Source organism: Melghirimyces profundicolus, from assembly GCF_003054245.1.
GTDB classification, from domain to species: domain Bacteria; phylum Bacillota; class Bacilli; order Thermoactinomycetales; family DSM-45169; genus Melghirimyces; species Melghirimyces profundicolus.
Genome location: NZ_QBKR01000002.1, coordinates 104,125 through 129,399 on the forward strand (window position 1 = coordinate 104,125; position 25,275 = coordinate 129,399).

At 57.4% G+C, this 25,275-nt stretch carries 23 protein-coding genes; 2 read left to right on the top strand and 21 right to left on the bottom strand.

Going from position 1 to position 25,275, the window contains the following annotated elements:
- Positions 1-14: 14 nt before the first annotated feature.
- The 4 genes from hpaE to C8P63_RS02005 all read right to left on the bottom strand — a co-directional run bounded on the left by hpaE (position 15) and on the right by C8P63_RS02005 (position 4,125).
- Positions 15-1,529: a 5-carboxymethyl-2-hydroxymuconate semialdehyde dehydrogenase gene (gene hpaE, locus C8P63_RS01990; RefSeq protein ID WP_425437219.1), complete on the bottom strand. Its 1,515-nt coding sequence runs from the start codon at positions 1,527-1,529 to the stop codon at positions 15-17.
- Positions 1,526-2,317, bottom strand: a complete 792-nt coding sequence (locus C8P63_RS01995) for a fumarylacetoacetate hydrolase family protein (RefSeq protein WP_108021665.1) — start codon at positions 2,315-2,317, stop codon at positions 1,526-1,528. The genes hpaE and C8P63_RS01995 overlap by 4 nt, the downstream gene beginning before the upstream one ends.
- Before the next feature lie 67 nt (positions 2,318-2,384).
- The gene (hpaI, locus tag C8P63_RS02000; RefSeq protein ID WP_108021787.1) at positions 2,385-3,338 is read right to left on the bottom strand and encodes a 2,4-dihydroxyhept-2-ene-1,7-dioic acid aldolase; all 954 of its coding nucleotides are present in this window, start codon (positions 3,336-3,338) and stop codon (positions 2,385-2,387) included.
- Between the two features lie 103 nt (positions 3,339-3,441).
- Positions 3,442-4,125, bottom strand: coding sequence for a GntR family transcriptional regulator (locus C8P63_RS02005; protein ID WP_108021666.1), 684 nt, complete (start codon positions 4,123-4,125; stop codon positions 3,442-3,444).
- Positions 4,126-4,369: 244 nt separating this feature from the next.
- Here C8P63_RS02005 and C8P63_RS18890 point away from each other — a divergent pair, with 244 nt between their 5' ends.
- Positions 4,370-4,507 (top strand): hypothetical protein, encoded by a 138-nt coding sequence (locus C8P63_RS18890; RefSeq protein WP_170109441.1) that lies wholly within the window; start codon positions 4,370-4,372, stop codon positions 4,505-4,507.
- Positions 4,508-4,588: 81 nt separating this feature from the next.
- Here C8P63_RS18890 and C8P63_RS02010 read toward each other — a convergent pair whose 3' ends face one another.
- Genes C8P63_RS02010 through C8P63_RS02050 form a run of 9 tightly spaced genes read right to left on the bottom strand, consistent with a single transcriptional unit; the run spans position 4,589 to position 13,194 of the window.
- Entirely contained in the window at positions 4,589-5,797 is a 1,209-nt protein-coding gene (locus tag C8P63_RS02010; RefSeq protein ID WP_108021667.1) for a M20 family metallopeptidase, read from the bottom strand.
- Positions 5,798-5,803: 6 nt separating this feature from the next.
- On the bottom strand, positions 5,804-6,763 hold the full coding sequence (locus C8P63_RS02015; RefSeq protein WP_108021668.1) for a P1 family peptidase: 960 nt from the start codon (positions 6,761-6,763) through the stop codon (positions 5,804-5,806).
- Positions 6,729-7,319, bottom strand: a complete 591-nt coding sequence (locus tag C8P63_RS02020) for an ECF transporter S component (protein WP_108021669.1) — start codon at positions 7,317-7,319, stop codon at positions 6,729-6,731. The genes C8P63_RS02015 and C8P63_RS02020 overlap by 35 nt, the downstream gene beginning before the upstream one ends.
- Before the next feature lie 22 nt (positions 7,320-7,341).
- Complete coding sequence (locus tag C8P63_RS02025; RefSeq protein ID WP_108021670.1) at positions 7,342-8,175, bottom strand: energy-coupling factor transporter transmembrane component T family protein; 834 nt, start codon at positions 8,173-8,175, stop codon at positions 7,342-7,344.
- 4 nt (positions 8,176-8,179) lie between these two features.
- Entirely contained in the window at positions 8,180-9,046 is an 867-nt protein-coding gene (locus C8P63_RS02030) for an energy-coupling factor transporter ATPase (protein ID WP_108021671.1), read from the bottom strand.
- Positions 9,043-9,909: an energy-coupling factor transporter ATPase gene (locus C8P63_RS02035; RefSeq protein WP_108021672.1), complete on the bottom strand. Its 867-nt coding sequence runs from the start codon at positions 9,907-9,909 to the stop codon at positions 9,043-9,045. Before C8P63_RS02035 ends, C8P63_RS02030 begins: the two co-directional genes overlap by 4 nt.
- 17 nt (positions 9,910-9,926) lie before the next feature.
- On the bottom strand, positions 9,927-10,676 hold the full coding sequence (locus C8P63_RS02040) for an SDR family oxidoreductase (protein WP_108021673.1): 750 nt from the start codon (positions 10,674-10,676) through the stop codon (positions 9,927-9,929).
- Positions 10,673-12,106 (bottom strand): aldehyde dehydrogenase family protein, encoded by a 1,434-nt coding sequence (locus C8P63_RS02045; protein ID WP_108021674.1) that lies wholly within the window; start codon positions 12,104-12,106, stop codon positions 10,673-10,675. Before C8P63_RS02045 ends, C8P63_RS02040 begins: the two co-directional genes overlap by 4 nt.
- The gene (locus tag C8P63_RS02050; protein WP_108021675.1) at positions 12,103-13,194 is read right to left on the bottom strand and encodes a tartrate dehydrogenase; all 1,092 of its coding nucleotides are present in this window, start codon (positions 13,192-13,194) and stop codon (positions 12,103-12,105) included. Before C8P63_RS02050 ends, C8P63_RS02045 begins: the two co-directional genes overlap by 4 nt.
- A gap of 425 nt (positions 13,195-13,619) precedes the next feature.
- Here C8P63_RS02050 and C8P63_RS02055 point away from each other — a divergent pair, with 425 nt between their 5' ends.
- Positions 13,620-15,275 (top strand): PucR family transcriptional regulator, encoded by a 1,656-nt coding sequence (locus C8P63_RS02055; RefSeq protein WP_108021676.1) that lies wholly within the window; start codon positions 13,620-13,622, stop codon positions 15,273-15,275.
- 12 nt (positions 15,276-15,287) lie between these two features.
- On the opposite strand, the gene C8P63_RS02060 is transcribed toward C8P63_RS02055, so the two are convergent.
- The 8 genes from C8P63_RS02060 to C8P63_RS02095 form a co-directional block, all read right to left on the bottom strand.
- Positions 15,288-16,076 (bottom strand): ABC transporter ATP-binding protein, encoded by a 789-nt coding sequence (locus C8P63_RS02060; protein ID WP_170109442.1) that lies wholly within the window; start codon positions 16,074-16,076, stop codon positions 15,288-15,290.
- 238 nt (positions 16,077-16,314) lie between these two features.
- Positions 16,315-17,157 (bottom strand): VOC family protein, encoded by an 843-nt coding sequence (locus C8P63_RS02065; RefSeq protein ID WP_108021678.1) that lies wholly within the window; start codon positions 17,155-17,157, stop codon positions 16,315-16,317.
- Positions 17,158-17,328: 171 nt separating this feature from the next.
- A complete protein-coding gene (locus tag C8P63_RS02070) occupies positions 17,329-17,769 on the bottom strand; it encodes an Rrf2 family transcriptional regulator (protein WP_108021679.1) in 441 nt (146 codons plus the stop codon).
- Between the two features lie 790 nt (positions 17,770-18,559).
- Positions 18,560-20,080 carry an argininosuccinate lyase gene (gene argH / locus C8P63_RS02075; protein ID WP_108021680.1) on the bottom strand — a complete coding sequence of 507 codons (1,521 nt, stop codon included), beginning with the start codon at positions 20,078-20,080 and terminating at the stop codon, positions 18,560-18,562.
- A gap of 22 nt (positions 20,081-20,102) precedes the next feature.
- Entirely contained in the window at positions 20,103-21,821 is a 1,719-nt protein-coding gene (locus C8P63_RS02080; RefSeq protein ID WP_245920626.1) for an ABC transporter permease, read from the bottom strand.
- Positions 21,814-22,911, bottom strand: a complete 1,098-nt coding sequence (locus C8P63_RS02085) for an ABC transporter ATP-binding protein (RefSeq protein ID WP_108021682.1) — start codon at positions 22,909-22,911, stop codon at positions 21,814-21,816. The genes C8P63_RS02080 and C8P63_RS02085 overlap by 8 nt, the downstream gene beginning before the upstream one ends.
- Before the next feature lie 26 nt (positions 22,912-22,937).
- On the bottom strand, positions 22,938-24,014 hold the full coding sequence (locus tag C8P63_RS02090) for an extracellular solute-binding protein (RefSeq protein ID WP_108021683.1): 1,077 nt from the start codon (positions 24,012-24,014) through the stop codon (positions 22,938-22,940).
- Positions 24,015-24,043: 29 nt separating this feature from the next.
- Positions 24,044-25,234, bottom strand: coding sequence for an ROK family transcriptional regulator (locus C8P63_RS02095; protein ID WP_108021684.1), 1,191 nt, complete (start codon positions 25,232-25,234; stop codon positions 24,044-24,046).
- Positions 25,235-25,275: the final 41 nt, after the last annotated feature.

Below are 25,275 nucleotides of genomic sequence, written 5' to 3' on the forward strand. Positions count from 1 at the left end.
CCCTGATTTTCGGATCATCTGTCCGATTTGCCAAACTGTGGAATGGGATGGTCGCCGAGGGCGACATGGATCACTTGGGTTTCCGTGTAAAATTCGAAGGCGTAATGCCCCCCCTCCCGGCCGATCCCGCTGTACTTGGAACCGCCGAAAGGGATCCGCAGGTCCCGCGTGTTTTGCGAGTTGATCCAAAGCATCCCGGAATCCACGGCTTGCGCCACACGGTGGGCCCGCCGGATGTCCTTCGTCCACACGTAGCCGGCGAGACCGTATTTGATGTCGTTGGCCAGCTGGATCACTTCATCTTCATCTTTGAAGGTCATCACCCCGAGGACCGGTCCGAAAATCTCTTCCTGGGCGACCCGCATGTCGTTTTTTACATTCAGGAGCAGCGTTGGCGGAACAAAATTGCCTCCGGAGAACCGCTCCGGCACCCTCCCGCTGATCACCTCCGCGCCTTCATCCCGGGCGATTTTCAGGTACGATTTCACTTTCTCACAATGCTCCTGATGAATCAGGGGACCCACTTCCGTCTTCTCATCCATCGGATCGCCGATCACGATGTGGGCGATTCGCTCCTTTAAAGCATCGACGAACTTCTCATGGATCGCCTCATGGACGAACAGCCGGGAGTTGGCCGTGCAGCGCTCGCCGTTGAAAGAGAAGATCCCCCAGACGCAGGCATCGAGCGCACGGTCAAAATCGGCGTCGTCAAAGACGATGATCGGCGATTTGCCCCCCAGCTCCATGGATACCCGCTTCAGGGTGTCGGCGCCGTTTTTCATGATTTCGGAACCGGTCACCGTCTCCCCGGTGAACGAGATCAGCTTCACGTTCGGATGAGTCACCAGCGACGCTCCTGCTGTCTCCCCGAAGCCGTGGACGACGTTGAACACGCCCTTCGGCAATCCGGCTTCATCGATAATCTGAGCCAGCTTGTTGACGGTGAGGGGGGAGAACTCCGCCGGTTTCATCACGACAGTGTTTCCCGTGGCGAGGGCCGGCGCTGCCTTCCAAGTTTCCAGCATGAAGGGGGCGTTCCAGGGCGTGATCAGACCGGCGACCCCGAGGGGTTTATGGATCGTGTAATTCAAAAAGTGGTCATCCACCTGATAGGCTTCTCCCACCATCCGGCTGGATACCATTTCCGCGTAAAAGCGGAAATTTTGTGCCGCCCGCGCCGCCTGTTTTTTTGTCTGGCTGATCGGCAGTCCGGTATCCAGGGATTCCAGGCAGGCGATCTCCTCCGCGTTTTGATCGATCAGGTCGGCGATTCTGCGGATGTATGTGAGGCGTTCACTCACTTTCATCTTCCCCCAGGGGCCGTGTTCAAAAGCGGTGTTGGCCGCTTCCACCGCCGCCTCGATATCCTCTTTTCTCCCTTCCGTCACCCGATTGATGACCCGGTTGGTGAAGGGGTTCCTATTATCAAAGCTCTCCCCGGACTGCGCATCGACAAATTCCCCGTCAATGTAGAGCTTCACATCGTCCAACGAAGTGCTCACCGGTTTTTTGTCCACTCGGGCAGTCAAGGATTTCTCCCTCCCGTCAGCTCTTCTTTTATCTCTTTTGTCTTTCGGCCGTCCACGATCGTGTTTTCCAGCGCCCCCAGCCTGTCAATCTCCAGTCGGGTCACATCCCCGGGATACACGTGTGAAATTCCCTTCGGTGTCCCGGTCAGGATCACGTCACCCGGCTCGAGGGTCATGAATGCGCTGATAAACCGGATCAACTCGGGGATCGTGTAAATCAGATCCTTCGTATTCCCCTGTTGCTTCAGTTCGTCGTTGACATAGGTGCGAAGGTTGAGGTTCTCCACGTCGGGGATATCCGCTTTGTCCACGATATACGGACCCATCGGTCCGAAGGTGTCATGACCCTTGGCACGGACCGGCGGACGGTAATAGTTGTTGACGAAATCCCGGACCGTCACATCGTTGGCGATGGTGTACCCGCTGACCACATCATAAGCATCCGCCGCTTGAACCAACCGCGCCTGTCGGCCGATCACGACGGCCAACTCGTTTTCGTAATGCATGTAGGTGGCCCCCTCCGGGTAGACGATCGACGCTTTGTGGCCAATGATGGATGAGTTCGGCTTGATGAACAACACCGGCTCCGGCGGCTTGTCAAGCCCCAGCTCCTCAGCGTGATCGGCGTAGTTGAGAGCGAGGCCGATTATTTTGCCCGGCCGGATCGGCGGAAGCCACACATCGATCTCGGCCAGGGGATACTCCTTTCCTGAGGCGGCTTTGACGATCGCTTCCTCCACCGTTCCCGTCTGTTCGCACCCCTCGGCGATAAATCGTGCGTGTTTCAATACGATCCACCCCTCGTCCACCCAATCGGGTTTATTATTCATATTATTAAGAGGAATGATTGTGTTTCTATTTTTCCGACAATAGTGGATGCAGTGATCCGTTCGTTCCCTCATCGGGCCGTTCGGTGTAATGTTTCAACACGCCACGAATCTCTTCTTGCAATTCCTGCGACGGCAGATCCATCGGCAGGCGGAGCTTCGGATGGATTTTCCCCATCATGCCGAGGGCCGCTTTCAGGGGAGCAGGATTGGTATCCTTGAACAGAACGTCGTTTAACGGCATCAATTCGTAATGCAACTCCTGCGCCCGTTTCACATCGCCGCGGTTCCAGGCATTGTACAGCTCCGCCACTTTGTCGGGAACCACGTTGGCGGTGGCACTGATGTGACCGGCACCACCGATGGCCAGCATCGGATAGCACAGCAACTCGATCCCGGAATACAACAGGAAATCCCGGCCGCAGTTCAAGAGGACGCGGTTGACGTGTTCGAAGTCTTTGTTGGATTCTTTGACACCGATGATGTTGGGACAGTCTTCATTCAGGCTCGCCAAGGTCTTCACTTTGAGGTTGACGGCGGTCCGTCCGGGGATGTTGTAGATGATAATGGGAATGTCGACGGAATCGGCGACGGTTTTGAAGTGTTTGTAGAGGGCGTGTTGGGAGGGTTTGTTGTAGTAAGGAACGATCACGAGGGCTGCGTCCGCACCCATCTCCTGGGCGAGCTTTGTCAAATGGAGCGTTTCTTGATGGTTGGTCGAACCTGTTCCCGGTACGACCGGCACGCGTCCAGCCGCCGCCTTGACGGCCACCTCCATCACCCGTTCCCGCTCTTGAAGTGTCAGGGAGCTCGGTTCCCCCGTTGTGCCGGTGACGGAAACGGCATGGCTGCCGCTCTCAATATGCCAATCGATCAGATCCTGCAGCGTCGGTTCATCGATGCTGCCGTCTTCGCGGAAGGGCGTGATGACCGGGGCGATCGACCCTCTCAGCTTTTCGCGGGCATCCGACAAGTCAGCCAAAAGAACCCTCTCCTTTTCTGAAAATTCAAGCCGAAGTGACCATGGATGATCGATATCAGCGGAATGGCTGACTCCCACATCCCCCCCTTCATTTTCCACATGGTCACCTTTCAAAAAAACGGACCGTTTTCTCTTCCTCCGGCTGCGGTTGAAAGGAGAGAACGGTATTCATCTTGTGACCACGGGCAAAGGACTCGATTTCTCCAAAGGGGCGACTTTCCCGAAGCATGCGGATCAATTCGTCATGCTCTTCGATCGATTGTTTCACCCGCACGGGCTTGAACGCCGATCCCATTCTCCGGATCGAATCCAGGCGATTTTGAGTATTGCGGATGTTTTCCAGCAGATATTGATTGTTGCAACGGCTGCAGATCCGATCATGAAATTCGCTGTTCAGATTTCCGAAACGGACAAAATCGAATTCTTCAAGCGAATCCTTCATCCTCTCGTTGATCTTTTGCAGTTCAACAATCTTATCGATGGGAAAGCATTGAGAGCTCAAGGCGGTCGCGTATCCCTCCAACACCGCCAGCGTGGACAGGGTTTCGAGATATTGGTTTTTGTCGATCGGGGTGACAACGGCTCCGCTGTAGGGTTTGTACTGGATTAAGCCGTCCGCTTCCAGTTGCCGGATGGCCTCCCGCACGGGAATGGCGCTCAATGACATCTCCTTGGCGATTTGATTGATCACGAGCCGGTAACCGGGAGAATACGTTCCGTCCAATATCCGCGAACGAAGAATTTGATAAGCGTACTGCTGTTTGTTGAGAGACGTTTTCTTTTCCATACTCTTATGGTATACGAAATCATATATGATTTTCAAAGAATTTTTCAAAAAATTGGAGAAAAACAGCGATTTTTCAACTCACGGGCATTGTGCGGACGAACAGAGAAGGTGATTGACGGAAAATCACCGTATTTTATTGTAATCGTGGATCATTCCTATTGACATCTGTTTAAAACGCGTTATCTTATGGATGAGGGGGATAACTCCTCATTCCGACCATTCACTCACTAAAGGAGGGTGTCAAATGGCCAAAAACAAACCCTTGGTCGAAAAGGAAGAACTGCCTGTCCCCGCCGGGATCATTCCCTTCTTCCTGCTCAAGAGGAAGAAAAAAGCGGCCCGCCCCGTAAGCGAGTCCGCCACACAGAAAAACATTCACTAACCAACCAACACCAACTAACACTTTAACAAAAAAATGAGGGAATGCAAAACCCCCCGCCGGGAGCGGGGGGTTTTTTACAGTTCATCCCGTCAAAAACATCAGAGCCGCACGGGCATAGATTTGGGTCGTTTCCACCAGTTGGTCCACGTCCACGTATTCATCGGCATGGTGGGGAATATGCCGGTCCCCCGCCCCCGTGGTGACGATGGGTACGCCGGCCCGATGGAGAAAGGTCCCGTCGGTGGCGCCGGGAACCCCATTGTACACCGGATCGTTCTTGGTCACGGCCCGGTAAGAGTGGGCCACTGCCTCCACCACGGGGTCCTCCCGGGCAGTCTCGGTCCAGGGACGCTCCTCGATCACCTCCAGGGTGGCGTGGAGGTCGGGGTCCTCTTTCCCCAGCCGTTCGAGGATCCGTTCCATCTCCTTCCGCAGGACGTCATGGTCCTGTCCCGGGACGGTCCGCATATCCAGGGTGGTCCGGCAGCGGTCGGGCATCACATTGATCTGGGGCTCCCCGGAGACCGGCGCCTGCAGGATGGTGGGAGTGATGCTGGGCCAGCCCAACATCGGATGCTTTCCCACCCTCGCCTTCTCCTTCTCCTCCAGGCGGCCCAGTTCGGTCAGGATGCGGGCCATGCGGGGAATCGGATTGATCCCCGTCAGCGGCATCGCCCCGTGGGCCATCTTTCCCCGGGTTTCCAACACCGCCCGCATCGCCCCTTTTTGCGTGACGCAGATCTGATTTTCCTCCGGTTCGCAAATGATGGCCCCATCCACTCCCCGGGCCCACCCCCTCCGGATGAAGTCCTTGATCCCGATCATCATCCCTTCTTCATCACAGGGAATGCAGAGGAGAATTTTTCCCTTGAAGGGCAACCCGGCCCGCTGGATGGCACGGACAGCGGAGATGGCGGCGGCCAGGTTCCCTTTGGTGTCGCAGGATCCCCGTCCGTAGAGCTTCCCGCCGTGGATGGCTCCCCCGAAGGGGTCGTAACTCCAGGAATCCCGGTCCCCCTCGGTGACCACGTCGGTATGTCCTTCAAAGAGCAGGGTTTTCCCCGGGACGCCGGAATCGTAAAAGGCGATCACATTGGGCCGCCCCGGAACCACTTCCTCGTAATGGACGGTCAGGCCCATCCCCTTCAGCACCTCCTCCACGAAGCGGGCCACCCGCTCTTCGTTCCCCCCTTCCTCCGGCCGGTAGACACTGGGAATCCGAACCAGTTCCTGCGTCAGGGAGACGACTTCCCTCTCATCGACATGGGACAATACGCGATCCGGCGACATCGGCGTTCACTCCTTGTATTCGGAATGTGAGGGCAGTCCGCCCGCCCCTGCGGCGGCTTTCACCGCCCGGACCACCGCTTCGGCCAACACTTCCGCAGAGAGGGCCCCCACCACATCCACCGCCGCCTCCACCTTTCCCGTGGCCAAGGCAAACACGGTGTCCCCGTCGTTCATGGTGTGAACCGGGTAAATGGTTCGGGCGAGACCGTCGTGGGCCATTTGGGCCACTTTGTTGGCCCGGGCTTTGGTCAGGCGGGCGTTGCTGGCCACCACCGCGAGGGTTGTGTTGGTGCCGGGGAGGTTCTTCCCGGCGTCGTTTCGCGCCATGCAGTCGATGAAATCCATAAATCCGCCCTGCCCGTCCCGGGCTCCCGCCAGGGTTTCCCCCGTCCGGGGATCACGCACCTCCCCCACGGCGTTGACGGCGACGAGGGCCCCCACCGTCAGTCCGTTTGCGAGCCGCCGGGAGGCGGTGCCCAGACCGCTTTTCATGGCGGCTTCCATCCCGCAAAACTTTCCGACGGAAGCTCCGCACCCGGCACCGACGTTGCCCTCCGCCACCGGTTCTTTACCGGCCCTCCGGGCGGCTTCGATTCCCATGGCCGCGTCGGGCCGGACCCGGGCGGAACCCAGGGAGAGATCGAAGAGGACGGCGGCGGGAACGATGGGGACCACTCCCACCCCCACGTCAAACCCCTCCCCCTCTTCCTCCAGGAAACGCATCACCCCGGTGGCCGCCTCCAGTCCGTAGGCGCTGCCCCCGGTGAGACAGACGGCGTGCACCTGTTCCACCAAGTTGATGGGATTCAACAAGTCCGTCTCCCTTGTCCCCGGGGCGGAACCCCGGACGTCCGCTCCCGCCACGGCGCCTCCCGGTGTCCGGATCACCGTGCAGCCGGTGAGCGCCTCCGGATCCTCCGCCTGACCGACTTCAATCCCCGGCACGTCGATGATCGAGCTTTTCACCCTCAACCCCCCTGGAAACTTTGGATGTTTGCCTGCCGCTCCCGATCCGCTTCCAGACACCCACCACCGCCACGGTCACAATGACGGATACGACCGCTTCCGGGATGCCGTTGGTCACGGCGATGGTAAGGGCCACCCCGGAGGAAAGATAGCCCCGGAGCACGGCCACCAAAAGGACCAGCACCGTGTTGGTCAGGGAGCCGATAAAACCCGCCAGACCGACGGCCAACAGCTGGTTGAACCGCTTCAATCCCACATAGGTGAAGTAGGCCGCCACCCCGATGAAAAGCCTCGGGATGATTGCCACCAGGGGATCTTTGAAAAGGGGAACCGTCGCGTTCAAAAAGGAGGACACTCCGAAGATCAACCCAATGACCAGACCCACTCCCCACCCTTCCAGGATGCCGCCGATCACCGCGGGAATGTGCATGATGGTGGCGTTCCCCGCCGCCGTCGGCACCGGGATGAAGCCCAGCCGGGTGACCCCGAGCAGAATGGAGATGGCCCCCAGAACGCCTGCGATCACAATTTTCCTCACCGTCAGCCGATTGTTCATAGCTCTTCCCCCTCGATTTGAATTATGGCAACCACAGAATAACCGCCGCCAGGGCCAGACTGATTCCGAGCAGCCCCCAGTCCGCTCCCTTGGAGCGGTAACGGGTGTAGACCGACCGTTCTTCCCCGGGCACGTAGCCCCGGGATTCCATGGCGAGGATCAGATCTTCCGCCCGGGTCAGGGCCAGGTTGAACAGCGGAATGATCAGGGGAAACATGTCCTTGGTGCGCCGGATGATCCGCCACCACTCCCCGCTTCCGAACTCTGCCCCCCGGGAAGCCTGGGCTTTCATCAGCTTCTCCATCTCCATGGCGAAAGTGGGGACGAACCGGATGGCGATGGTCAGCACCAGGGCGAAGGCGTGAACGGGAAATTTCACCTTCTCCAGAGGGGACAAAAGGCACTCCATGCCCCGGGTCAGATCGGTGGTGGAGGTGGAGAAGGTGAGCACGCTGGACAGGAAGATCACCTCCACAAAACGCATCGCCGACACGATCACCAGCCGGATGCTGTCCCCGGTGATCCGGATGACCCCGTACTCGAAGTGGAGGGTCCCGCCGGGGGCGATGGAACCGGAGAAGAAAAACTGTAACAGGGCGATGATGATAATGAAGGGAACCGCCGGTTTGATCCCCGACACCCCGTATCCGACGGGGATCCGGATCAGGGGAAACAGGGCGAGACAGAACGCCAGCGCAAAGAGGTTCCCGACATAGGTGTTGCAAAAGGCGATGGCCAACACCAACACCCCGAAAGCCACCAGCTTGAACCGGGGGTCAAAGCGGTGAACGGCGGAATCCGTGGGGATGTACTGGCCGATGGTCATGTTGCGGGTCAATTCAAAAGCCGAAGCCATGTTCTCACTCCCTTTCCCGGATCAGGGAGAGGATCTCCCCGGCGGCTTCCTCGGTTAAATAGGCCCCGGGATTGACTGGGTGTCCGCGGCGATGGAGGGCGTGGAGAATCTCCACCGCCTCCGGCGGACCCAGCTGGTGTTCGGCGAGAAGGCGGGTGTCGCCGAAGATTTCCCGGGGCGTGCCTTCCGCCGCCACCCGTCCTTCGGCCATCACACAGACCCGGTCGGCCAGGGTGGCCACCTCTTCCATGTTGTGGGTCACGAAGAGGACCGTCATCTTCTCCTTCCGGTTGAGTTCCCGGATCCGGTTCAGGAGTTCGTTCCGGGAGTACGGATCCAGTCCCGCCGTCGGCTCGTCGAGCACCAGGAGGTCCGGCTTCAGCGCCAACACCCCCGCCAGGGCCACTTTCCGTTTCTGACCGCCGCTCAGGGCGAAGGTGGGACGGTCCTTGTATTCGTCGAAGGAAATCCCCACCAGTTCCATCGCCCACCGGACCCGTTCCCTCACCTCCTGAAGGGGGTATCCCATCTTGAAGGGACCGTAGGCGACATCGTCTCCCACCAGCTTTTCGAAGATCTGGTCCTCGGGATTTTGGAAAACCAGTCCCACCTTGCGCCGGAGGGCTTTCACATCCGGTTTCGGGCCGCTCAGATGGAGGCCGTCCACGGTTACCTCCCCGGACTGGGGAAGGAGCAGGCCGTTCAGATGCTGGATCAGGGTGGATTTGCCGGAGCCCGTATGGCCGATGATGGCCAGGCACTCCCCCCTTCCCGCCTCCAGGCTGACCTCCCGGAGGGCGACGTGTTCCAGAGGGGTGCCTTTCATGTAGGTGTGACTCAGATTCCGGATCGTGAGAAAGGGTTCCCTCATCCGTGGTTCACCTCCACCTTCCCGCAAGTGAAGCGCTCCACTGCTTCCACCAGCTCCTCCCGCCGATAGAGATCATCGGGGAACCCGGGGTGACCGGCATGGACCCGGGAGGCGATCCGACCCGCCTCCGGCACATCCAGACGGAGACGGCTCAGCTGTTCCCGCTCCCGGAACACCTCCCGCGGCGTCCCTTCCAGGGCAATCCGGCCCTTTTCCAGGACGATCACCCGGTCGGCTTCCGCCGCTTCCGACATGTGGTGGGTGACGCTGACCACCGCGATCCCCTCCCCGTGCAACCGGCGGACCACCTGGAGAATCTCCTTCCGCCCGAAGCTGTCCAGCATGCTGGTCGCCTCGTCCAATACCAGGCAGTCGGGCCGCATCGCCAGGATCCCGCCGATCGCCACCCGCTGTTTCTGCCCCCCGGACAGGTGGTGGGGAGGTCGCTTGCGGAAGTCCTCCATCCCCACCGCCCGAAGAGCGTCCGTCACCCGGTCGGCCATTTCTTCCGGCGGAACACTCAGGTTTTCCAAGCCGAAAGCCACGTCTTCCTCCACGATGGTGGCCACCAACTGGTTGTCCGGGTGTTGGAACACCATCCCCACCCGCCGGCGGATCTCCCGGAGGTGTTTCTTCTCCCGGGTATCCAGGCCCTGGACCCAAACCGCCCCTTCGTCGGGAAGCAAAAGACCGTTCAGGTGTTTGGCCAGCGTCGATTTTCCGGAGCCGTTGTGGCCGATGACAGCGACGTGCTCCCCCCGGTTCACCCGAAGGGTGATCCCGCGGAGGACGGGAAACGTCTCCCCGTGGGTCCGGTAGGAAAAATAAAGATCCTTGACTTCGATCAAGGGGGATGCCGACATGTGCTTCTCCCTCCTTTTCAAATGCCGCGCCCACCGTCCACATTCAGGATCTCGCCGGTGATTTTTCGGGCGCCGGCGAGATACAGGACGGCCTCTGCGATATCCTCCGGCTCGATCAGGAAACCGAGGGGGACGCTTTCCACGAAGATCTTCTGAATGTCGCGCTCCGCCGTCTTCCCTTCCCCCACAAACCGTTTCAGCATGGGGGTTTGGGCGGGACCCGGATTGATGGCATTCACCCGGATCCCGTCGGGGGCCAGTTCCAGGGCGAGGGCCTGGGTCAGGCTCAGGACCGCCCCCTTGGAGGCGCAGTAGGCGGTCAGTCCGGGACGCGCACGGACGCCGGCGATGGAAGCGATGTTGATGATGGTGCCGCCCCCGGTTCGTTTCATGTGAGGAACCGCATGCTTTACCGTGAGATAGACGGACTTGGTGTTGACCTTCAGAATCCGGTCCCACTCGGTTTCTTCCAGTTCTTCCACGGGAGTGAACGTCATGGGGACGCCGGCGCAGTTGACCAACATGTCGATCCGGCCGAATCCTTCGATGACCTGCCGCACCATCCGTTCCACCGATTCGTCGATGGAGACATCCGTCACCGCCGCCATCGCCGTCGGACCCAGTGCCTGTGCCGTCTCCCGGGCGGCCGTCTCATGGAGATCGGCCACCGCCACCCGGGCCCCTTTCCGCACCAGGGATTGGGCGGTGGCCCGTCCCATGCCGGAGCCGCCTCCCGTCACGATGGCCACCTTTTCCTTCAGATTCACAGGTTGAACACCACCATGCGGAGTTCGGTCATCTCCTCGATGGTATAGCGGGGCCCTTCTTTTCCGAGACCGCTGTTTTTGGTTCCGCCGTAGGGCATCACGTCGTTCCGGTAGGTGGAGACGTCGTTGATGATCACTCCGCCGTATTCCAGCTCCCTGGATGCCCGCATCGCCACGTTCAGACTGCTGGTGAAAATCCCCGCCTGGAGGCCGTAATCCGAATCGTTGGCCAATTCGAAGGCTTCCTCCAGGGTCCGGTAGGGAGTGACGGTCACCACCGGGGCAAAAACCTCCCGGTTATTCACTTTCATCTCCGGTGTGGTCTGAACGAGCACCACCGGCGGCAGCAAGGCTCCCTGCCGCTTCCCTCTCCGGAGGGCTTCCGCCCCCCCGGCGATCGCCTCCTCCACCCAAGCTTCCGCCCGCTCCGCTTCTCTTTCGCTGATCATCGGTCCCACATCGGTCTCCGGATCTTCCGGATCCCCCACCTTCAGCCCGTCGACCCGCCGGAGGAACCGGTCCATGAACGCCTCCAACCGCTTTTCATGAACCAGGATCCGTTGGACGGCGATGCAGGCCTGTCCGGCGTTGTGGAAACTGCGGGCAGCGATCTGCCGGGCGGCCAGGTCCAGGTCGGCGTCTTCGTGAACCAGATTCGGGGAGTTGTTCCCCAGCTCCAGCGTGACCGGTCGCAGCCCGCTTGCCTCCTTGATCCGCTGTCCCACCTCCGCCGAGCCGGTGAAGGTGTAAAGGGCGATCCGTTTGTCCCGAAGGAGCCACTCCCCCGCTTCCCGGCCCGAACCGGTGATCACCTGGACATGACCGGGGGGAAGCCCCGCCTCCTCCAAGAGAGTGACCAACTGGAAGGCGGCAAGGGGCGTCTCCGAGGAAGGTTTCAACACCACCGTGTTGCCCGAAGCGATGGCGGGGGCCACCTTGTGGACATTTAACAGCCACGGATAATTGAAGGGTGTGATGGCGCCGATCACTCCCCGGGGCACCCGGATCGCCCAGCCGGTCCGATTCTCCGAGCCCGGTGTGGCATGAAGGGGGACCATTTCTCCTGAGATGCGCTTCGCTTCCTCCGCGGACAGGCGCAGGGTGTTGATCACCCGGTCCATTTCCCCCCGGGCGTCCTTCCGCGTCTTCCCCACCTCCCGGACGAGGGAAAGTTCCAGAGTCTCCCGCCGCTCCTCCGCCAGGCGGGAAGCCGCAAGCAGGATCTCAGAGCGTTGAAAGGGTGTCAGGGAGCTTTTCCGGAAGGTCTCCTCCGCCCGGGTGACGGCCTCTTCCACCTGGTGCCGCTCCGCCCGGCCCACTTCGGCGATCACATCCCCGGTGTATTTGTTTTTTACCGGGATCCACTCCCGTGTCTCCACCCATTCTCCCCGAATGTACAGAGGGTAACGCTGGACTTGCTGGACGGTCATGTGCTCTCCTCCTTTGAACCCCGTTTCAAGATCTGCCGTCGGATGGCCTCCCCCATCTCCCGGGTGGAAGCGGATCCCCCCAGGTCCGGGGTTCGGACGGTTCCTTCCACCAACACCTCCTCCACCGCCTCCAGGATCAACCCGGCCTCCTCCCGGTGTCCCAGGTGCTCCAGCATCAGACTGACGCTCCAGATCTGGGCGATCGGGTTGGCGATGCCTTTTCCGGCGATATCCGGGGCGGAACCGTGGATCGGTTCGAACATCGACGGATACCGCCCGTCGGGATTGAGATTGCCGGAAGGAGCCAGCCCCAGCCCTCCGACGATGGCCGCTCCGAGGTCCGTCAGGATATCCCCGAACAGATTGCTGGCCACCACGACTTCAAAGACCTGGGGACGGGTGACGAAGCAGGCGGCCAGGGCATCCATGTGGACCTTCCACGTTTCGATCCCGGGATGCTCCTGTGCCACCTCGCGGAAAATCTCGTCCCAAAAGGGCATGGTGTGGTTGATCCCGTTGGACTTGGTCGCCGCGGTCACGTGGGTTTTCCCGGTGGTCCGCGCCCACTCGAAGGCGTATCGAATCACCCGTTCCGTCCCGTGCCGGGTGAAGACGCTGTTCTGCACCGCCAGTTCATGGGAAGTCCCCCGGTGGAGACGACCGCCGGAATCCGAGTACTCCCCTTCGGTGTTCTCCCGGATCACCACGAAGTCCAGTTCCTCCGGCCCCCGGTCCCTCAGGGGACTCTCGATCCCCCTCAACAGCTTGATCGGCCGGTAGTTGATATACTGGTCGAACCCGCGCCGAATGGGGAGGATCAGCTCCCAGATGGAGACAGGGTCCGGCACGTCCGGAGCCCCGATCGCCCCCAGCTGGATCGCGTCGAAATCCCGGAGGACGCTTAAGCCGTCTTCCGGCATCATCCGCCCGTGCTTCCGGTAGTGGTCACAGTTCCAGTCGAATGCCTGCCTTCGGAACCGGAGCCCCCCGTGCAGTTCCTCCACCGCGTGCAGGACTCTCAGCCCTTCCATCATCACCTCCGGTCCCACCCCGTCTCCGGGGAGGACCGCCAACCGGTACTCTTTCATCGAAACGCTCCTTTGACGCAGTTTTCTGTCATTAGCTGATTTGGAAGCCTCTTGGAACGGCAGACTTATAGTTTAGTATAATCAATAGAAAGAATACACGCATTAGTTAGAAGCGTTGTAATTTAATGTTCGTTTCGAGAAAGGGGAAGCGTTTACCCAAAGTAGCGACTTTGCTGTCCTACCCAGTGGAGAATCAGCCTGCAAGGGCGTTTAGGGGCAAAAGCTGCTCTGTGTTGCATCCGAAGGCGTTTTGCCCCTGCCCGCAGCAGGATGATTCGGAGCGGACAGTGCAACCATCACTGCAGGACAGCAGCCGGAGCGGCTTTGGGTAAATGCTGCCAATCACTTTTTCACAACGCTTCTATACAAAATGTTAGGTGAATACCTACGTCATCTTGACATCACCGCAGGGGAGGAAGAAAGTGATGCACTCCACCACCCGCTTCACGGTCCGGGACGCCCTCGACCGTCCTCTCTTCGCGACGGCCCGGGTGTTGGCCGGAAAGGACAGCCTCGATCGGACCATCCGTTGGGTTCACATCCTGGAAGTGACCCGCTTCGAGCATCTGATCAGCGGCGGGGAGATGATTCTCACCACGGGCATCGCCTTCCGGTCGGGAACGGATTCCCCCCTCGCCTACCTCCGGAAACTGATTGACCTGGGGGTCTCCTGCCTCTGCATCGAACTGGGGGAGTATTTCACCGAACTCCCCCGGGAGATGGTGGAACTGGCGGAGTCCCGGGGCTTTCCTTTGGTCGTCTTTGAGGAAACCGTCCGCTTTGTCGACATCACCCAGGACCTCCACTCCCTCCTGATCCACCGCCACTACGACCGTCTCAAGCAACTGGAAAGTCTGTCCCGGACATTCCACCGGCTCACCCTGTCACCCCAGGGGTTGGAGAACATCCTGAAGTTGCTCCACACTCATACCGGCCACACGGTCCTCTTTGTACCGGCCCAGGGCCGTCCCCGATCCGTGCCCATGCTGCCCCCGGAAGAACGCGATTCTCTCTTCGTCCGCATCCAGGATGACCTGGCTGGGGCAGAAAAGGATTCCCCCCCTTACCGACGGGAACACGCAGGACGTCCGGTCCTCCTTCAACCCGTTCAGGCCATGGGGCAAACCTGGGCCTTTCTGGGGCTGGTCTGTCACGCCACGCCGGAAGAATACGAGTCGCTCATTCTGGACTGGTCCTCCCTCGCCATCGCCCAGGACCTTCTCCGGAAGCGTTACCTGGAGGAACGAAAGCTCCACACGGAGCACCTGTGGGTGGACGACTGGCTCCACGACCGGATGGCGGAATCCGATCTCGAGTACTACCTGGGCAGCGACTACGACACGCTCGCCTCCACCCCCTTCCGGGTGTGCCTTCTGGAACTGCCGGAAGGAAACCGGACGACATCCGCTCACCGGGAGCTGGACGCCTTCCGTTACGAGATCTCCCTCATCGTCCGCTCCACCTTTGAGAAACAGGGATTCCGCCCCTTCATCACCCTGCATAACGCCCGGTTGGCCGTCATCGCTTTCAACCGGCGATCCGAAGCGTCCGAACGGGACCGCCTTCGCCAGGTGTTTGAGAACATCCGCCGTCTTTGCCGCCAGGCGCAGTGGAACTTTCATCCCCTGATGGGTGCCGGCCGCCTCTGCCGGAATCTCCTCCGGGCTCCCGAATGCCATCGGGAAGCCCACCAGGTCCTGACCGTCAACCGAAGGGAACCCGTCTCCCCCTTCTATGAAGACCTGGGAATCTACCAGCTCCTTCTCCACCCCGGCGGCAACCAAAACCTCACTTCCTTTGTGCGGGAACACCTCGGCCCCCTGATCAACCACGACCGGGAAAAAGGAAGCGACCTCCTCACCACGTTGAAGGTCTACCTCGACCACAACGGTTCCAAAAAGGAGGTCGCCGAAAAACTCTACATCGTCCGCCAGTCCCTCTATTACCGCCTGCAGAAAATCGGGAGCCTGTTGGGCGAAGATTATCTGTCCCCGGATAAGAAGCTCACCCTTCAGGTGGCCCTCCGGGCCTGCCGGATGGTGTATCCGGAGTTGGTAAAGGAGACGGGAGAAAAGACATAAGTTCGCGGATCGTCATGACCTCAATCGTATCCACGGCCGGTCCTGTTGCCAAGTCACTTGCAACGGGACCCCAAACACCCGGCTCATCTGTTGATCCGTCAAAATCCGGTGCTTTTCCCCCTTCGCCAGGATCCGCCCTTCTTTCAGCAGCAAGACGTGCTGAATCACCGGCACGATTTCCTCCGCATGATGGGTGATATACAGGATCGTCGGACCCTCCTCTGCCTCTCCCATCACCTGAAGCGATCGCAGGAGAGATTCCCGTGCCCGGATGTCCAGTCCCGTGCCCGGTTCATCCATCATGAGAAGGGCCGGTTTTGCCATCCAGGCGCGGGCCAGCAGGACGCGCTGTTTTTCCCCCTGGGACAACTGAACGAAAGGCTTCGATGCGAGGTCCTCACACCCGAACCGCCGGAGCAACTCCATCGCCTCCTCCACCTCCCGGTCGGCCACCCGCTCATACACCCCGATGGTGGCCCGTTTCCCGCTGATCACCACGCGAAGGGCGGATTCATTTCGATGGTGACGATCGAACCGCTCGGCAAGGGAAGGGCTGATCCACCCGATGGAACGACGCAGTTCCTGCAGGGGGTACTCGCCGAACTTCTTCTGAAGCACGGTCACGCTTCCCTCCGTCGGCCACGTATACCCCGTGATGATATGGATCAGTGCGGTTTTCCCGGCTCCGTTCGGACCGAGGATGGCCCAGTGCTCCCCCCGTTTCACCGTCCAGTCCACGCCGCTCAGCAAGGTTTGTTCTCCCCTTTGCCAACAGACACCTTCCAATTCCAGGATGTTCAAAATTCAAACTCCTTTCCGACGGTATTTCCGGCAATATAGCACAGGGGGCGCTTCGGCTCAATCATAAGGTTACGCCCCCTTATAGAGGTTGCGATCAGTTAACTTAAAAATAGAGCGGACTAATACAATTTTTGCAAGTAAACTGAAAAGCGACTCCCTTACAACCGGTTGAAGGCAGTCGCTTTTTTAAACACCACACCCAACAGCACTTGAAAAGCCGTTTCGGGAACACCCGGGATTATGGGTGGATCCGGATTTGATTTTCAAAGGGATCGGTCGTCAACACGGCCGCTCCCCGGGTTTCAACCGGGGCACCGATCTGCCGCAGCCGTTGAGCGATGCGTTCCACCTCTTCCGGGGACTGGACTTTAAGCGAAAAAACGCGCAGACCCACGGAGTTGGGGGGAGGCGGCGGAGCCCCCTGTCCAGCCCAGGTGTTCAGGCCGATGTAGTGGTGATAACCGCCGGCCGACACGAACAGGGTCCCGTTCCATCGGATGGTGGGTTCCAAATCCAACCCTTCACAATAGAACTCCTCGGCTTGGTGAAGATCGGCCACATGCAAATGCACATGTCCGATTCGGGTCTTCTGCGGAAACCCCTCCCAAGTCTGATCCCCCGCCAAGGAAAGCAATCCCTTGACATCCAAAGGATCACTGACAGCCGGTAACTCTCCATCCCGTCGCCACAACTCGCGCGGACGGTCAGCGTAGATTTCGATGCCGTTTCCATCGGGATCCGGAAGGTAAAGGGCTTCGCTGAAATGGTGATCCGATGCTCCCATTCGGATCCCGATATCGGCCAGGTAACGGAGACACCGGGCCAGGTCGGTCCGTTCGGGCAGAAGGATGGCATAGTGATACAATCCTGTGGTCCCGGGGGGTTTCGGTCGGGCTTCGGCTACCTCTTCCAGGATCACCAAAGGGGTGGTTCCGTCAGCCGTGAGTTCGGCTGTCCGGCTTTCCCGGCGCAGCATACGAAAGCCGAGGGTATCCCGGTAAAAGTCAAGCGAACGCTCCAGATCCGCAACGGTCAAATGGACGCGGCTGATCTCCGTTTCGGGATGGATTGGCCGGTTCATATGTGAATCCCTCCAGTCGGATTGATTTTCTCAGTATGATCTCTCTCATTAAGGTGCCTTCCCGCATCTCGATTGATGTAACCATCATTGTTACAACACATCCAAAAAATAGCATGATGAATCAGGACTGTATGACAGCCGGGTGTCATTTCCTTCAGCCCCGGGACTCATTTACGATGGACGGTCCTCCATCTGTTGGATCAAATCCTCGACCAGCTGTTTCATGGTGATTTGTTCCAACACTTGTTCCATCGCCGATTGGGCGATTTTCAAAATCACATGGAGCACGGTTTGGATGTTGGCCCCGACCGGACACTGAGGATTGGGATGCTCGTGAAAGTGGAACAGCTCACCTTCCTCCACCACTTCCACTGCCCGGTAAACATCCAGCAGGGTGACATCCTCCAGGCTCTTCAGCAGATAGGCTCCCCCTGTTCCCGGACGGACGCCGACCAGGCCCGCTTTTTTCAGCTTTCCGATCACCCTGCGAATAATGACCGGATTGGTGTTGACACTGCTTGCAATCCATTCCGAAGTACAGTGGGAAGCTTTTTCAACCTCAAGAAGGGAAAGGATGTGAACAGCTATAGTAAAACGACTGCTGATTTTCATGGCATCACCCTTTGTGTTATGTAACCATAATAGTTACAACTCAGAAGGAATGCAACTCCAAAAAACACCGGTGGGACAGAACTTCGCCAAGCTGATCCGGTCGTTAAAGTCCCCAAGCGCTTGCAAGATCACTCCTTTTTGAAGAATAGATGGAAATTTCGTCATGAACCCCAATTGGGTGTCAAAAATTTATCAGGGGGTCCAATCGGAATCTGTACATCAACGGCTACGGACCGAGGTCCGAGTCAACGGCAACTGAAGCGGGTTCAGGGAAGCAGATACTTCTCACTGAGCTTGGCTCGCTCAGCATCCAAACATAGGAATTCATCACGCAGATACTTTGATCTACCCATTTGAAATATTGTGAAATAGTGAGCGGCAGCAATTACCCGAAGCCGCTCCGGTTGCACTCACAGAGCACAAGTCTCGCCGGGGTCGCTTCTCTCCCCGGTCTCGCTATGCTGTCCTGCAGGGATGGATGTACGGTCCGCTCCGAATCTTCCTGCTGCGGGCAGGGGCAAACGCCTGCGGATGCAACACAGAGAAGCTTTTGCCCCTGAACGCCCTTGCTGGCGGATTCTCCGCTGGGCAGGAAAGCAAAGTCGCTATTTCGGGTAAACGCTTCCCCCTTCTTCTGACCTAACAATAAATCACAACACTTTTAGGTAACATTGTGTGTAATTGGGTTTGTCCATTAAAATTCGGGTCAACCGCAGACTAAGGGTTGACTTATTCCACCAACTCCGAGAAAGGCCACTTAAAATCAGACTTTCTTTAAACGTAATGCATTTTATCCATCGGAAGACAGAATAAAGCTATGAACCCGGTCCATCAGCCTCTCTTGGGCAGATTGGATTTTACCTTCAACCCGGGTCCACCGGTCCCGGTCTTCTTTTAAACGGCTTTTGCGAACATCCAGCATCCGTTGGGCTTCCTTGGGACTGGGACCCCCTGGACATTTGCGAACTTCGATGAAATAATGAGGATCGCTGACTTGGGCCAGTTTTTCTTGAGAAAAGGTCATCTCCCTTCCTAAGACTTCTTTAGCCGCTTCGAGAATCATCTGTGGAGGAACTTCATCCAGCTCCATGCCGGCCCGGTGGGCTTTGTGGGCCACCTTGGAAGCGATCTGGTGAGCGGTTCGGAATGAAATCCCCTTCTCCCGAACCATGGCATCTGCAAGCTCCGTAATGGTGATGTATCCTTCCCGGGCCCGTCGCGCGAGATCTTCCCTGTTGATTTCAATGGTGCTGATAACGGCGGTCATCAATTTAATCACCCGGACGCTCTTGTCGATCGCCTGGTAAAGGTGGGGTTGCAGATCGTCTTCGGTATCCACGATATCCCCGAAAGGAGTGTTGTGCACCATGGTGAGAACAGCCTGAGCGTCGGCGATGGCGCTGCTGGACAGGGACCTGGAATGCTCCACGGAAACGGGGTTTCTCTTCTGGGGCATGATGCTGCTGATCTGGACGTAAGCATCCGCCACCTTCACGGCATTGAACTCACGGGTGCAAAATTGGAGCATATCCTGAACCCACCGCCCCAGGTCCGTCATCAGAATCATGATCGAGGTTGCGGTCTCCAGAAGGTAGTCCGCTCCCGCGATCGCGTCATAGGAGTTTTCCACCACTTCCTCAAACCCCAGAGAATCTTTTACGGAATCGCGGCAGATGTCAAAGCCCGTTGTGGTGATGGCTGCCGCTCCGAGGGGACTTTTGTTGACGTTTTGGTACGCCGACCACAATCGTTTTGTGTCCCGTTCCACCATATCGTGCACGGACAGGAGGTAATGGCCCAGCGTGGTGGGTTGTGCCGGCTGGGTATGGGTGTAAGCCGGCATCACGGTTTCCAAATGTTCTTCCCCCACATACAGCAAGGCTTCCCTGAGTTCCTGCACGTTCCGGATCAGCTCCAACAGCTTTTCCCTCAAAACCAAACGGTACATGGCCACTCCCATGTCATTCCGGCTGCGGGCAATATGCATATTCCCCGCCAGGTCTTCCCCGATCTCCCCCTTTAACATACCCTCCACCATGAAGAACAGGTCCTCGTAACGGGGGTCGTATTGAAATTCGGAGGGATCCTTCCCGGCCAACTTTTCAACGGCCCGCAGGATTTTTCCTGCTTCATCCCTGGATAACAGCCCTTTATCGCACAGCATTAAAACATGGGCTCGATGAATCTGAAACATGGCGGAAAACAGAAAATCCCTTTGATCATTGAACACAGGCTTTAACAGACAGTCCACATAGGTCTTGGCAGGAAAGGCAGTACCGTCTCTTTCCAACACTTTTTTCCTCTTTCCCATCTGTACACCCTCCCTCGGGAAATCATAGTGTATTTTGTGCTTTTACACCGAAAAAACGTTGAGAGATCCACAGTACGCCGGCGATCAATATAATCTGGTAGACGGCGTATGCAGCGGCCTGGCCCAGATTGAACATACGAAGCTGGTTCATGATTTCGATCGAAATGGGCCGGTTATCAATGGTGTAAAGCATCACAGAGGAGACGAATTCGCCCACCGCTGTCACAAAAGCCAGTAAGGTTCCGGCCATAATCCCCGGCATGATCACGGGAAGAATCACCCGTCGGAAAGTGGTCGTCCACCGAGCCCCCAAATTTCGGGCCGCTTCCTCCAATGAATCATCCAACTGTTCCAATGCTGCATTGGTGGAGCGGACCACCAAAGGGATGTGACGGATAAAATAAGCCAGGGGCAAAATCCAAAACGTTCCGACCAACACATGCCCAAAGGTGAAGGGAGTCGGGACGTTGAATGCCAGGATCATGTTCATCGCCACCACAGTGGCAGGCAGAGCCCAAGGCAGCATCACCAAAATATCCAGGAGATTCTTCCCCCGGAATCTTCGTTTGACCAACACATAGGAGGCGAAGATCCCGAACAGGAAGTTACCGGCTGTGGCGACAGTGGCCATCAAGAGACTGTTTCGGACCGGTTCCCAGATCGTTGGATCTTTCATCAGCAGAATGTAGTTCTCGAAACTGAACGTGGTCGGATACGTCTGATAGGTCCAGGTTCCTTCGGGAACCAGCGACAGCAGGAACAAAGTCGCATGAGGAAGGAGAAGGATGATGACCCCGAAAACCCCGGTGGCCACCAAGGGCCACTTTACCCATGGGTTACGGACTTCCCTCCGGTGGGTGCCGACCCCTTTTTCCATCATCCGGTAATCCCTTCTTCCCTGGTACCACCGCATCAACAGCAGAAAGGAAATCGAGATGACAGAGAGGATCACCGATTGGGTGGCGGCCATGTCCAGGTTTCCGTTGATTTTTGAAAAGTAGATTTGAAGACTGAGAACCCGGAACCCCCCTGCCAGCAGGAACGGCGCTGAAAACGAAGCCATGGAGGTCATGAAAACCAACAACGATGCTGCCACCAACGCCGGTGTCAACAGCGGGAGAGTAACTCGCCGGAACACCGTCCAGGAGCCGGCCCCGAGGTTCGTGGCCGCTTCCTCCAAAGCGGGATTGAGGCCACGGACAGCGGAAGAAACCGTCATGTAAAAATAGACATACATGGTATAAGCGTGAACAAGGAGAATTCCCGAAACCCCGCTCAGCTTGAAAGGCGGTTCCTCCAACCCGAACAGATCCTGGATGGATCGGGTAACCAAGCCCGATTCCCCGTAGAGGAACAGAAAGGACATCACCCCGACCAGCGACGGGAGCACAATCGGCATGATCGCTGCCGATGCGAAAAAACGACGGCCCGGGAATTCATATCGGTTGAAGATAAAGGCCAGGGGAACGCCGATCAGGGCACTTAAGAACACACTGAGAATCGAGATGTAGACACTGTTCCACAACGCCTCCAGGTTGGCCAGGCTCTCCGGATTAAAGAATAGTCGGTAATTTTTTAACGAAAACGTCCCATTCACCCAGACGCTCTCCACCAACGTCCTGAATTCGGGATAAAACACATAGGAAAACAACACCGCCACCACCGGGAGCAGAAGCACCCAGGTGAAGACCCGGTCTGTCTGAAACCAATCCCATCCGCGTTTCAGCAAGCGGTTAAGCACGGTCATCACCTCCGGGAATGAGCCGGAGGCGATCCTCCGGAAACCGGAAGATCACCCGATCGCCTTCCCTCAAACGGCCCATCAGGTCGGGGCGGTTGACAAACATGGCCTTGAGCGGTGTCCCGTCTTCGAGACGGGCGGCACAATGAAAGGAAGTGCCCATAAACTGGACAAGCTCCATTTTCGCCGACAACGTATTTTCTCCCGCTTCCGGGACCAAGTCCACTCCTTCCGGCCGAATGGTCAGGAACAACCGGTTTCCCGGTTCCACAGAAAATCCGGACTCCTCCTGCTTGTGTCTGATCCGGAAGGTATGATCCTTGCTTTGGACGGTCACCGTCTCCCCGGATACTTGTGCCACCGTGGCCGGAAAGAGGTTGGTTTCCCCGACAAAGGAAGCAACAAAGGCATTTCGGGGGGCGTTGTAAACCTCTTCCGGGGTCCCCACCTGCTGACAGACCCCTTGGTTGAACACTGCGATCCGATCGCTCATGGACAGGGCCTCCGTCTGATCGTGGGTGACATAGATGGTGGTGATGCCAAGTGAACGTTGTAATGACAGGATTTCCGAACGCATCTCATCGCGAAGCCGGGCATCGAGATTGCTGAGCGGTTCATCCAAAAGAAGAATTCCCGGACGGATCACCAGGGAACGGGCCAGGGCGACCCGCTGTTGCTGCCCCCCGCTGAGTTGGGCGATCCTCCGGTCACTGTATCCGGCCAGCCGGACCTGCTCCAACGCTTTTTTCACCCGCTCACGGATTTCCTTTTTGGAAATCTTGCGCACCTCGAGTCCGAAAGCCACATTTTCATGCACCGTCATATGGGGAAACAGGGCATAGTTTTGAAAAACCATGCCCGTGTTTCTCTTCTGGGGAGGAACTTCGGTCACGTCCCGGTTATCAAACCAAATCCGCCCCTCCGCGGGATAATAAAAACCGGCAATCATCCGCAAAGTGGTGGTCTTCCCGCATCCACTGGGCCCGAGGAAAGTAAAGAACTCCCCTTCCCGTATAGTGAGATTCAGCTCTTTGACCGCGGTTGTGGTTCCGAATGTTTTGGATACATTTTGCAGACGGACCCGGCTCAACCGTTATCACTCCCATCCCGGTATCGTCATTCTTCTTTTTGTTTGGCTTTGTTCTTGATCTTCTGATCCCAATACTCCATCCATTCATTCTCTTTTTCCTGCAGCACTTTCCAATCAAGATCCATCGGTTTGATTTCCGTCTCTTCAATCCATGCCGGTAAACCTTTTACATCGGTTCGTGTCGGAATGCGGTAATATTTCTCGGCCAACTGCTTTGCCGCTTGTTTTGAGTTGACAAACTCATAAAATGCTTTGGCCGCTTCGGGATGTTTCCCGCCCTTGACCAGGGCCATTCCTTCCGTCAGAACCGGGGTCCCACTTTCAGGAATCACGAAGTCAAACGGATAATTCTTGGTCTCTTTCAACATGACGGTATCGGGCATGTTCCAGACAGAAAGGGAACCTTCGCCCCGGGCCACCTTGCTGTACATGATCTCAGGATTGGCGGCGTATTCTTTCGTGTTGGCATCCAGCTTTTTCAGCCATTCATAGCCTTTTTCGGGGCTTTTGGAATCCTTATATTCCCGGTAGATCATGGCCGAATAAATGGTCCGCATTGTACCGGAAGCGAGGGGATAGCGGATGATTATCTCGTTTTTCCATTTCGGATCCAACAGATCGTCCCAGTCTTTAGGTGCTTCCGACTTGGAAATCTCCTTTGTGTTGTACATGATCACTTCGGGGGTCTGGCTGGTTCCGGTCCAGGAGAAATCCTCTGCCCGGAAATCTTCGGGTAAAGCCTCGGCATACTTCGGCTTATAAGGTTCCAGCAGCCCTTCTTCCCGTGCTTGCTCGAACATCACCGACGGGGCACCCCACCAGACATCCGCCTGGGGATTTTCTTTCTCGGACCGAATCCGGTCGAGGACCTCCTGTGAGCCGATGTCCAGCCATTCCACGTCGGTGTTGGGGTGCTCGTTTTCAAATTGTTTTTCGAAATCCTGCAGAATGTCTTTTCCGTGAGGGGAATAGACGACCACCTTCTCCTCCAGACCGTCTTGATTCGCGGAATCTCCCTCCGGTTCGGAGGCCAAGCAACCGGTCGATATTACAGTGGCCAGGATGGTTAAAAGAATCAGGCTTTTTCTTGTTTTTGACCTCATATGATGGACACTCCTTCCATGAGAGGTTTTCACAAAACACCCTGATACGGGCAGTCATGCTCTTTCAAAACCAAGGCTCCCGCCCCCAGTGCGCCGGCATCATCGCCCAGTTGGCTGATTCGGATTTCCGGCTGAATCGGGGCAAACCTTTTCACAGTCTTTAATATTTGGGGAAGCAGCAGATCCTGGGACTTCATCAGGCCGCCTCCCAGAATCACCACTTCCGGATCAAACAACACCACCACATTGACGATCCCGGCAGCCAAATGCTTGTTTGCCTCCCAAATCACGGCCCCTGCTGTCTCATCGCCCTTCCTCCATAAGTCGAAAATATCCTTTGCATTCGAGACAAGCGTTCCGTCCGTATCTTTCAGGCCACGCAAATACTGACGCGCGATGGCAGGCCCCCCGGCTTTGCTTTCCATATAACCGAAGCCCGAAAAAACCGGATCATCCCAGTGTTCAACGGCATGGGAATCGGTCACCATGAACCCGATTTCTCCCGAAGCCCACCGGGAACCCCTGTAGAGGTCCCCGTTCAGAATCAATCCACAACCGATCCCCGTTCCGACGGTGATCATGACCACGTGTCGTTTCCCCTTCCCCGCACCCAGCCAACACTCCCCCAATGCCGCCATATTTACGTCGTTTTCAACATAAACGGGCAGGTTGAAACGGTCCTCCATTTCCTCTTTTAACGGGAGATCCGTCCAACCCAGGCTGGGTGCCGACAAGACCACCCCGTCATGGAAACGGGTGATGCCCGGTGCACCCACACCGAGACCGATCAGCCTTTCCACAGGAACCGGTGCGTTATCCAGAAATCGTTCAATCAAACGAAACAGCGACTCCAGTCCAAGAGATACCGGCGTGGAAACGACTTCTTTGGAAACCACTTTTCCGGAGAGATTGCAAACCACAAAAGTGATGCTGGAACCGCCGATATCCAACCCGCACACAAAACCGGAATCATCGTCGATGGATAAAAAAACCGGCTTTCGTCCTCCCTGAGTGGGTGAAGAACCCCTTCCCGTCTCCCTCACCACCCCCTCCTCCATCATTTCATCAATCAACTGGGAAACCGTTGTTCTGCTGATGGACGTCATCTCCGAAATTTCTGTCCTGGAGATCGGCTGCTTCCTGCGTATGGTCTGCAGGATTAATCGTTGGTTCATGCGTTTCATCTCGCGGGGAGTTCCGCTGACGCTTTGCTTCCTCATAAGCCATCCTCACTCGGGTTTGGTTTGTAAAGTTTCCAAAC